7 protein-coding genes are annotated in these 10709 nt (G+C 45.4%); 3 read left to right on the top strand and 4 right to left on the bottom strand.

The annotated features are described in order from the left end of the window. Positions 1-259 precede the first annotated feature (259 nt). From AC805_RS12935 to ppc, 3 genes are all read right to left on the bottom strand, one after another. The gene (locus tag AC805_RS12935) at positions 260-760 is read right to left on the bottom strand and encodes an outer membrane beta-barrel protein (RefSeq protein ID WP_055075821.1); all 501 of its coding nucleotides are present in this window, start codon (positions 758-760) and stop codon (positions 260-262) included. Positions 761-1228: 468 nt separating this feature from the next. Beyond that, positions 1229-2275, bottom strand: coding sequence for a Gfo/Idh/MocA family protein (locus AC805_RS12930; RefSeq protein WP_009628086.1), 1047 nt, complete (start codon positions 2273-2275; stop codon positions 1229-1231). Between the two features lie 138 nt (positions 2276-2413). Beyond that, the gene (ppc, locus tag AC805_RS12925) at positions 2414-5341 is read right to left on the bottom strand and encodes a phosphoenolpyruvate carboxylase (RefSeq protein WP_055075820.1); all 2928 of its coding nucleotides are present in this window, start codon (positions 5339-5341) and stop codon (positions 2414-2416) included. Positions 5342-5948: 607 nt separating this feature from the next. On the opposite strand from ppc, the gene AC805_RS12920 reads away from it, so the two are divergent. Further along, on the top strand, positions 5949-7169 hold the full coding sequence (locus AC805_RS12920) for a UbiH/UbiF/VisC/COQ6 family ubiquinone biosynthesis hydroxylase (RefSeq protein WP_055075819.1): 1221 nt from the start codon (positions 5949-5951) through the stop codon (positions 7167-7169). Between the two features lie 216 nt (positions 7170-7385). On the opposite strand, the gene AC805_RS12910 is transcribed toward AC805_RS12920, so the two are convergent. Beyond that, entirely contained in the window at positions 7386-7718 is a 333-nt protein-coding gene (locus AC805_RS12910; protein WP_055075817.1) for a hypothetical protein, read from the bottom strand. A 194-nt stretch (positions 7719-7912) separates the two neighbouring features. Between AC805_RS12910 and AC805_RS12905 the strand changes: the two genes are divergently transcribed. Next, entirely contained in the window at positions 7913-9142 is a 1230-nt protein-coding gene (locus tag AC805_RS12905; RefSeq protein WP_055075816.1) for an FtsW/RodA/SpoVE family cell cycle protein, read from the top strand. 48 nt (positions 9143-9190) lie between these two features. After that, entirely contained in the window at positions 9191-10483 is a 1293-nt protein-coding gene (locus tag AC805_RS12900) for an MFS transporter (RefSeq protein WP_055075815.1), read from the top strand. Positions 10484-10709 lie beyond the last annotated feature (226 nt).

The raw sequence follows: 10709 nt of genomic DNA, 5'->3' as shown, positions 1-10709 counted from the left end.
AGAACTAATTAGATAGTCACTATAAAGATCTAACATGTTCATCTTCATGTTTTTATCTTCTTTCCTCATCTTAGCTTGGTTTCGGCAAAGCAATTACTCTCAAACCTACTTCCAGTATACATTCTCAGTCATTTTTTTTGGGCGCTTTCTATCTGCGTAAGGTGAGTTAGATAAGCAGCTTTAGCCACTTGGGTTAGGAAATCCCAAAATAGAAGGTTGGCGAGAAGCGCCAACCTTCTATTAAATACAATGGATGGACTTAGAATTGAACACCAACACCAGCTTGTAGAGAAGTGCCTGCGGAACCATTGCTTTGTCCGTTGAAGGGAATTACCGCATTGGTATAGAGGAGCGTACGCTTGTTGAGGCTAACTTCCACCCCTGGTTGCAAAGCAAAGGCAGTTTGATCGCCTGTTAAGCTGCTATTGCCACCAACTTTAAACGAAGCGCCTGCACCGAGATAAACGTTAGCGCGATCGCCTACGGGCAAATCATAGGAAACTGTAGGAACGATTGAAGTACCGCCATTACCAAAGAGAACTGAACTTCTTGCGGAAATTGGTGCTCCATCAAATTTATAACGTCCAGCTAAGTTTGCTCCAACAACAGAAGGATTAGTTGCGAAGCTTTGGACGGAAATGCCAGCACCCACATAGCTACCTGGTTGAGTTACTTCTTCGGCGGAAGCGATCGCACTGAAAGAGGTAAGAACAGAAGTAGCGATCGCAACACCTAAATAGATTTTTGTAAGAGATTTCATGAGCTTTAGTTCCTGCATTGATTTGTTGTGAGATATGCCTATTTTGACTGGAGAGAACGGGCATAGTTCCCAAGGTTCCCAAAAGGCTAAAATGCTTGTAATCCTTACGTAGAAAGCTAATTGGCTTTTTGAAAGACTTCTTTTCCTTGAGAATCATGCTAATGGGTGACCGTCAATCTCCAAAAAGAGAAGGTTGGCGCATCGCGCCAACCTTCTCTTTTTATAGCAATTCACTGAATTGAGACAACACTTTTGGGAATTGGTAAGTAGCTAGGCATAAGTAATACCAAAACACAAAATGGCGTAGCCATTTTGTGTTTTGAAAACCCTTACTGGGTTTGTTTTTTAATTTACAAAAGTGTTGTCACATTTTCGTGAATTTGTATAACCTTAGAACCTAGAAGAACGTACCGCCCGCGTAGCGGGCGGTACACTCTCTGGTTTGGGTTTTTAATTTGGTACTTAGCTTTAATAGCTCCCTACCGTTGCAACCTCGCGCAGTTGCAGATCGCAACTGCGCCATACTTGACCATCAAGGGCGGTTTGCTCGATTAAACTTGCCAGTCTCAGTGTTTTCAGGGCTTGATCGCCGCCGACTGAGGGCTGTTGCTGGTCGCGTACGCAGGATACGAAATGCTCTAATTCAGCATGGAGTGGCTCAATATTGCTGGTATAGACCTTTTCGATAAAGCCGTCCTGACGATAGAGGACTTGACCGTAATCCGTCGTCCAATTCGCTGTAGTTTGGCGATGAATTAAAATTTCGTTATTGAGAAAGTCCGACTCGGTTAAGGAGTTTATGCAGTGGGCGGTAATTTTACGCTTTTTGCGATGGGTAACTTTACTCGCCGTGAGGGTTGCAATTACGCCATTTTCAAAACCGATGGTGGCGGTTACATAGTCAAGATAGGTAGACTCTGGAGAAACCCGATTGCCGTGGGCAGAGACCCGCACAATTCCTGAGGAAACTAACTCCAGAATTAGGTCGATATCATGGATCATCAGATCGAATACGACGGAAACATCATTAGCTCTCTGGGAATAGGGGCTCATGCGATCAGCTTCGATCGCCAAAATAGTCTCATGCTTTAAAACTTTGCTTAGTTCTTGGAAAGCAGGGTTAAAACGTTCGATGTGACCAATTTGGAGAATGCGATTTTGCTCGGTAGCAGTTTTGACTAAGGATTCGGCTTCCTCGATGGTGGCAGCGATCGGCTTTTCGATGAGGACATGAACGCCAGCCTTAAGACAGGTAGTGCCGACATCATAGTGCAATCTGGTGGGAACAGCGATACAGACGGCATCGACTAGGGGCAAGAGGTCGCGATAATCCTCAAAAAAAAGCACACGGTGCTTGCTAGCAGTATCGCGTCCACGCTCTACGCTCACGTCGGAAACGCCGATAAGTTGTGCATCTTTGAGCAAGCTGAGCACCCTTGCATGATGCTGCCCCATATTACCGATACCTATAACACCAACCCGAATGGGATCGTGGAAATTACGATTGGGGCTCATACTCCTCACACACGCTCAATAAACACGCTCAGTTTGTCCAAAATCGTAACATGGAAGCATAACGCTTTGCTCTTTGTCTAAACCCAAATAGTTTTTCAAAGCCTTGAAAAGTAAGGCTTTGAAAATTTTAAGGATCGATCAGCCTGTATTCCGCATACCTGCGGCGATACCGTTAATCGTGAGTAAGGCTCCCCGCAATAGTTCATTTTTGGAGTAGCGCGATCGCAGATCGACGGTATCGGGACGGTGCTGGCGCAGGCGTTTGAGTAATGATGCTTGAATGAATCCCAACGGAACGATCGATCCATTACGCAACTGTACCGATCGCTGGAGGTCGCGATCGCTGTCCAACATTTGTTTTTGTCCTGTAATTGATTGGATGACCGTAAGAGTACGTTGATACTCCTTGAGAATCTCAGCAAAAATATCGATGAATGCCTCTTCATAGCCTTCTTTCGTCAATTCGCGCATATAGTGATGGGCGATTTGCAGATCGGTCTTGGCTAGGGTCATCTCGACGCGGGAGATCGCTGTTTTAAAGAATGGCCATTTGCTATAAAAATATTGCAAGAGCGAGAGATGACCTTCGGGGTTTTGCTGTAAAAACTCCTCCAGTGCCGCACCAATGCCATACCAAGATGGCAATAAAAAGCGACTCTGCGTCCAGCTAAATACCCAAGGAATTGCCCTTAAACTGCCGAGATCTCGCTTCCCAGCCCTTCGAGCAGGACGAGAACTGATTTGCAACTGACTGATCTCTTCGATGGGCGTGACTTGGTGGAAAAATTCCACCAAATTGGGCTGTTCGTAAATTAACTGGCGATAGACTTGGCGCGATCGCACCGAAATTTCCTCCATCGTATCCAGCCAGCAGTCGAGGGTATCGGTACTGCTAGGTAGCAAGGCAGCTTGAATTACTGCCGTAGCAATTGTTTCTAGATTGTAAAGAGCAATTTCGGGTAGAGAGTATTTAGAAGCCAACACCTCACCCTGTTCGGTAATCTTAATTCTGCCTTCGATGCTCCGTCCAGGTTGCGCCAAGATCGCCTCATAGGTTGGGCCGCCCCCGCGTCCCACCGAGCCGCCTCGCCCATGAAACATCCGCAGGTCGACTTGGTATTTTTGGCAAACATCTTGGAGCGCACGCTGGGCTTTATAAATTTCCCAGTTACTGCTCAAGAAACCTGAATCCTTATTGCTGTCAGAGTAGCCGAGCATCACCTCTTGGAGATGATTGTGGCTCTCAAGATAGGTGCGATAAAGGGGCAGCTCGAATAATTCGGTCATGATCGGTGGGGCGCTGCGTAGATCCTCCACCGTTTCAAACAGAGGGGCGATGCTGAGGGAGCCTTTACCCGTAGCAGGATCGTAAAGCCCTGCCTCCTTTGCTAGCAGTAATACCTCAAGAATATCGCTGACACTACGGTTCATACTGATCACGTAGTTATTGCAGATTTCAACGGAAAATTCTTGCTGGATATTTGCCACCATCCGAAATGTCTCAATAATTTCGTTGGTTTTGTCGCTAAAGTTTAACTTAGCAGGAATCATGGGGCGACGAGTTTTTAACTCTTGGGTCAGCCATGCCACCTTTGCCGATTCGGTCAGGTCATCATAGGGTTTATCTAACAGTTGCAGGGTTTCGGCAATTTCGGAGATCGTATTGCTATGCTGCGTGCTCTCTTGGCGAATATCCAGATGCGCAAGGTGAAAGCCATAGACATCAACTTGACGGATTAAGTTTTCGAGGGGTTTCGGGTTGAGCTTTGTTTCAATTAAACTTTCTTGAATTAACTTTAGTTCAGCGAGAAATTCGGAAACATTGGTGTAGAGCTGGTGTTCTTGACCCTTAGTGGATAGCTCCATTTCTGAGGCTTGCCAACCACTATGGCGCAACTTCTGATTGCGATCGCGGGTATTTTCTAGACGTTTTTTGACATAGGCGAGCTTGAGTCGATAGGGCTCTTGACGGAACTTGATCGAGTGTTTGGCATAGATCTCAGGTAGATGAATTTGATCATCGCCAAGGGAGTCGAGCAGGGCTTGCGAAACATCGCTGAGGCTTTGCGAGAGGGAGAGTAAGCGGCTGAGTCGATCTACGGAATGAATATATTTATTGAGGACGAGATTGCGTTGGTAGCAGGCGGTTTGCCATGTTACTTCGGGGGTGACATAGGGGTTGCCATCGCGATCGCTACCGACCCAAGAACCAAACTTACAAAAGTCATAGCTGGGTAGTTTGAGTTTGGGGAAAGTTACGGCAATAGCTGAGGCAATGCGATCGTAAAGCACAGGGATCGCATCAAATAAGACCTCTTCAAAGTAGTGCAGCGTATAGTCGGCTTCGTCTAAAACCGTGGGTTTAATTTGGTTAAGTTCGTCCGTCCGCCACCAGAGACGAATTTCTTCGGCGATTTGCTCTTGGAGGGAAGCCGCTTCCCAGTTTAAGGCGATCGCTTGGGGGGCGATTTCATCGCCCTTAAACCCAATCGTCCGATCCAATTCCTTCAGCATCTTGGCGATCGTCCGCTGTTTCTCGCGAATTGTATGGCGAACAATTTCGGTCGGGTGGGCGGTAAATACTAACCGAATATCGAGATTGTCTAAGATCCTCTGGATTTGGCGTGGGGGCACATTGAGTTTCTTGAGTTCAGGAAATAGCCAGCGAAAAGTGCCGACTGGATATTCGGCTTCGCTATTAATGGGACTAATCCTATAGATGCTAGTTTGCTCCTGCTCATGATCTTGCTCGACAATGTTAATAAGTTGGAAAAATAGAGCAAAGGCACGAGCCGCAGTAGTTGCTTGATGCAGGTCAAGGCTTTCGACCACTTTTAAAACTTCCTGTGCTGGATACTCAGGCGCTTGACCTTCGGGCGAACACATGGCTCGCAATTGGCGCAGTAAATCCACTAACTCTTGACCGCTTTCTCGTAATAGGACGGATTCCCACAAATCTTCGATAAGCTTGAGACGGTATCGCAGACGAGAATTAGCGGCACGCAGATCGCTCTCTATGTTTACTATCTGGACTAATGATGCTGACAGTGCTGCTGGGGAACTCATCCAACTTTCTCCAAAATTTTCTTTCTAATCCAAAATTTTCCCACTTTTAAGACTCACTCTTCTGTTGCTCAGCTAGCAGTTATACCAATTCCCGAAATGGTAGGCAGTTTTGGGTATTAAAAACCGATCGAGTTGGGTTCTTAACGTCCATCGCTGTCGTGACAATTGGGGCTTAGGTTTGATTAACCCTTAGCGAGCATAGGTGTGATTACAGAGCTAAAAATCTTTGGTAGGAATTAAACGTAAAATCTCTATTGTTTTCTATACCATACCAGCCCACCCGTTTGTTAGTTGTAGCGGTTTTTGCTAGTAGGTGAGTGGCGATCGCTCTAGGGCAAGATTACTTGAGATTAGTTAAAAAATGCTTTGTTTTTGCAATATTTCTTTACAAAATGTCGATAATAGGATTTAGGTTAAGTGGGCTTAATTAAATATAAAACCCTAAAACCTGCGGCGCAGGCTGCGCGTGCGCCGCAGGTTTTAGATCTGGACTTTAATTGTGCTGAGGTGCTTAGCTGAGGTACTTAGCTGAGGTACTTAGCAAGTTTATTTCAACCAAATAATTTCATAAGTAATTTCATAAGTAATTTAACAAGTAATTTAACTAATGTTTGATGTGCTGATTGTCGGTGCGGGCATGGTGGGTGCTAGCTTAGCCTGTGCGCTAGGTGATAAAAACTGTGCGGCGAACCATAGTCTCAAGGTGGGGATCATTGAAGCCAATGACAACTTTGGGCTTGGGGAGTTTACCTCTGACGGTCGTGCGAGTGCGATCGCCTATGGTTCGACGCAGATCTGGGAAAATATCGGTGTTTGGCAGGGAATGCAACGGAGGGGCGTAACCCCGATGCATATAATTCAAGTGTCCGAAGGGGACTTGCCCTACCCAGTCCAGTTGCGCCGCGAAGATATGGGGCAAGAGGCTCTAGGTTACATTGTCGAAAATGCCGTGACCTTGGCTGCGCTGTGGGAATTTGCGCGGGAATGTCAAAACTTGGAGTTAATCTGTCCTGCCAAGATTTTAGAGATTGCCTATGGGAGCGATCGCGATGTGATGCGGGTGAAGGTAAGTTCGGACATTGGCGATCAATATCTGGAAACCAAGTTATTGGTAGGTGCGGATGGAGGGCGATCGCAGGTGCGGGCTATGGCAAAGATGGAGATATCCGAGCGTCACTACGAGCAGACCTGTATTGTTACTACGATTCAATCGGAAAATTCCCATCAAAATTTTGCTTACGAACGCTTTCAATCTAGCGGACCCTTTGCGATCTTGCCCCTAGGTAACGATCGCGCCTGTGTAGTATGGACAGCGACTAAAGAAGAAACTCCGACTTTACTCGCTCTCGATGAAGTCGCCTTTTTGCAAGAGCTAACCCGACGCTTTGGTGCGCCCTTAATGGCAAAGCTCGGCAAGATCAAAGTGATATCCAGCGATCGCGCTAATTATGTGCCCCGTTGGATGCATAGTCAAACCTATATTCAGCCACGCCTAGCGCTCATTGGTGATGCTGCCCATACCACCCATCCGATCGCAGGGCAGGGGATGAATCTTGGCATTCGTGATGTGAATGCGCTAGCTAAGGTCTTAAAAGCCGCCCATCAGAATCACGAGGACTTAGGCGCGATCGCCGTTTTAAAACGTTATGAATCAAAACGTAAATGGGATAACCTCGGCGTAATTTGGTTGACCGATATTTCCAACCGCCTTTTTTCTAACCACAATTGGTTCTTCAAAGTATTACGCCGCTTGGGGTTGCTGATTTTGCAAATCTCTCCGCTAAAGCGTATATTAATGTATTTTATGATGGGCTTACATCAAATTTGAGGTGGATGTTCTTGCATTTTGACCCACATTCTACGAACATGAACTAGTTCAGATCGATTCATTCTTAAAGCTTCAATAGTTGCCCGACCAATTGCATTGACACCAATAATTTTTGTGCCATTTTCTCCCCAATTAAATGAATCTAACCATTTGTAAATTTGAGGATGAAACAACGGAGGCGAATTTGTCGCTGTAGATCTACCGAAATATAGACACTCACGCTACTTTTGCATATATTCCTATGTTCTTTAATGTGTATCTAGCTCTGGTTTTGAGAATGTTTAATTGATCTACTTTCATCAGAAGCAGATCTAAATCGTCTATCTCTCTATCTGAAAGGTTATTTTCGCTATTGCGTGTCAACATTTCACTGAGTTGTTGCTGAGAATCAATTGCTAATTTACTTTCTGCAAGTGTTTCTAATTCGGCAATACTTAAGCCTTGTAATAATTCGGTGTCAACACTTGCGATCAAACGATTATAGGTTGCGATGTCTAACACCACCCCAACTTTTTCGCCTTGCTGGTCAGTTACATATTGTAAAGACATAGCTTTTGATAGATGGTTGAAAATATAAAAAAATCTAGTACATTCACAATACAAGTACAAAACTATTCGGTCAAGTTGAGTCGAGGATAGACAATAATAATCTTTTACTTTCAGCGATCGCGAAAAATCATGGTTAAAATAACAGCACCTAGCACCTAATGTTCTGCTCTTAACCCATCAGTCCCCCTGCAACCGTGAAACTCCTTCAGATTTTTCAGGTATTTCCATTTTTCGATCGCACCGTCGATAAGTGGGCAACAGAAGCCCGATTACTTCGATGGCTGACTTTTTTATGGTTATTTGCGGGGCTAGCCGTACTTTTTTCCGCATCCTATCCTGTCGCCGACATTGCCTTTAAAGACGGCACTCTTTACTTTAAATACCAATTGGCATGGGCGGCGATTGGGTTGTTGCTCTTTAATGCGATCGTCCATACGCCCTTACGGTTTATGGTCAAGATCAGCCCCATCTTTCTATTTATTATTTTGGCGCTACTTTATGCGACCCATATTCCTGGGTTAGGGACAACTCGTAATGCGGCAACAAGATGGCTATCGTTGGGATCGAGTTCATTTCTATTACAACCCTCTGAGCTGATTAAACCTTTTTTGATTTTGCAGGCTGCTCAGCTTTTTGGAAACTGGGCGAAGACAAATTGGAAGATCAGGCTAGGGTGGATATTTGTATTTTTATTGGTGCTGGGCGGGATTTTGATGCAACCAAGCTTGAGCGTGACCGCACTCTGCGGGATTACGCTATGGTTGATTGCCCTAGGTTCGGGACTGCCAAGTTTTCAGCTTTTGGGAACCGCCGCTTTAGGTACTTGTGTGGCTGTAGCTAGTGTCACCTTTCGTGAATATCAACGACGACGGATTATGTCCTTTCTCGATCCTTGGCAAGACCAAGCAGGGGATGGTTATCAACTGGTACAAAGTTTGATGGCGATCGGGTCTGGTGGTTTGTGGGGAACTGGATTTGGTCTATCACAACAAAAGCTGTTTTTGCCGATTCAATATACCGACTTTATTTTTGCCATTTTTGCTGAAGAATTTGGTCTGTTTGGGGGGATTTGCTTGCTTTTATTAGTGATGATTTACGGCACGATCGGTTTAGCAGTCACCTACAAGTGTAAAGATCCCGTGATTCGCTTGATTGCGTTGGGCTCGACTTCGCTGATTGTGGTACAAGCTATTTTGAATGTGGGGGTGGCAACTGGGGTATTACCTACAACGGGATTGCCATTTCCTTTCTTAAGTTATGGCGGTAGTTCCACCTTGTCTTGCTTAGTGATTGCGGGATTGTTAATTCGGGCGGCAAGGGAAATGTCTGCGGCGGATGTGATTCCGTTTGTGAAGGCAAAGAGCGATCGTCAAGATCCGAAAAACAAGCAACAGGAAAAAATAGAAGCGACAAGGCGGCGATAGTCTCTACAATGTTGGAGAAAAGCCACTTGAAGCTAGCAATTTTTACTGATGTCTGAACCCGATCTAAATTCGACCGCTGGCTATTTAGCAGTTTTGCGTAATCGTCAATTTTTGGCATTGTGGCTTGCCCAAATCGTAGCCCAGTTAGTTGACAAAGTCGTACTGATTCTATTGATTGCCCTTGCTGTGGCTACGGGTGGGAGTGATGTCAATACGCGCGAATCATCGATCATGATTGCTATGACCTTACCAGCAGTATTTTTGGGGTCGATCGCAGGGATTTTTGTCGATTGGCATCCGAAGCGGGAAGTTTTAATTTTATGTAATTTTTTACGCGGGGCTTGTATTTTTGCGATTCCCTTTGCACCGCGATCGCTAGCAGTTTTATTGCTCTTCACTTTTATTATTTCGACACTTACCAACTTTTTTGCACCTGCAGAACAATCGGCAATTCCTTTGATCGTGCCCAAGCAGGATCTCTTAGCGGCAAATGCCCTGTTCACCATTACGGAAGTAGGGTCGCTGATCGTTGGCTTTGCGATCGGCGCACCATTACTCACCTTTACCTTAAATCTTTTCCCGAACGCGACAGCCTATAGTCGTGAAGTTGTATTGGGCAGTCTGTATATCGTTTCGGGTTTATTTTTGTTCGCCTTGCCTAAAAACGAAGTTATTCACCCCAAAAAAGTTGGCTCGGGAATCTGGACTGATTTAAGAGATGCCTTTCAGTATGTCAGACATAATCACTTGATTGGTGGGGCAATGCTCCAGATGATTTTATTGTATGCGGTGCTAGGAGCCATGCAGAAGCTATCGCTCAACCTCGCCGAAGTCGTTACGGGCAATCGCCAAGAATTTGGCTCATTTGTGGCTTCCGTAGGGGTAGGATTAGCGATCGGAGCCTTTCTGATCGGTAAATTTGGCGAGAAGATTGTCCATCGTCCCCTACCATTCATTGGCTTTATGGGGATGGCATTTGGGCTGCTGATGTATGCTTTTGTATCTAATCAATGGGTAGCTTGGCTGATCGGTACTTTTATTGGCATTAATGGCGCTTTAATCGTAATTCCGATGCGGACGGTGATTCAGGAACATACCCCTGAAAATATGCGCGGTAAAGTATTTGGGCTACTCAACAATGGCGAGAATATTGCGGCGAGTTTGCCCCTTGCCGTGATTGCTGTCTCCTTAGATTTTTTAACGGGAATATTTGGCGTGCAAAATGGGGGTAAGCAACAAGTGGGTTTTCAGATCGTGTTAATTGTTTTTAGCTTGCTTGTCTTTGGGCTTGGTACTTGGGCTTGGAAACGGACAAGAAGAGCCTTAGAAAACGTTTTATAGCTGTCGCCAGTCAAATTAAAACCCCAAAAGAGGGTTGCCGCGCTCTGCGCGGCAACCCTCTTTTGGGGTTTATACCAATTTTAAAAGCCCAAAAGTAAAAGCCTCGCTTAGCAAGGCTTTTATAGTCGTTTTAAATAACTTGTAGACGGGCTTCGACTTCGCTCAGCCCTCGGTGTAAGCTAGCTGAGCGAAGTCGAAGCTGTAGTTTTTATTTGAATTATCTATA

The organism is Pseudanabaena sp. 'Roaring Creek', from assembly GCF_001402795.1.
Classification (GTDB): Bacteria; Cyanobacteriota; Cyanobacteriia; order Pseudanabaenales; family Pseudanabaenaceae; genus Pseudanabaena.
Note: the sequence above shows the minus strand (reverse complement) of the source record. Positions and strands in the feature narration are given on the sequence as shown.

Excerpts from the sequence above, each read along its gene's own strand:
- AC805_RS12935 (WP_055075821.1), bottom strand. The coding sequence starts at position 760 with ATGAAATCTCTTACAAAAATCTATTTAGGTGTTGCGATCGCTACTTCT.
- AC805_RS12900 (WP_055075815.1), top strand. The coding sequence starts at position 9,191 with ATGTCTGAACCCGATCTAAATTCGACCGCTGGCTATTTAGCAGTTTTG.
- AC805_RS12930 (WP_009628086.1), bottom strand. The coding sequence starts at position 2,275 with ATGAGCCCCAATCGTAATTTCCACGATCCCATTCGGGTTGGTGTTATA.
- ppc (WP_055075820.1), bottom strand. The coding sequence starts at position 5,341 with ATGAGTTCCCCAGCAGCACTGTCAGCATCATTAGTCCAGATAGTAAAC.
- AC805_RS12920 (WP_055075819.1), top strand. The coding sequence starts at position 5,949 with ATGTTTGATGTGCTGATTGTCGGTGCGGGCATGGTGGGTGCTAGCTTA.
- AC805_RS12910 (WP_055075817.1), bottom strand. The coding sequence starts at position 7,718 with ATGTCTTTACAATATGTAACTGACCAGCAAGGCGAAAAAGTTGGGGTG.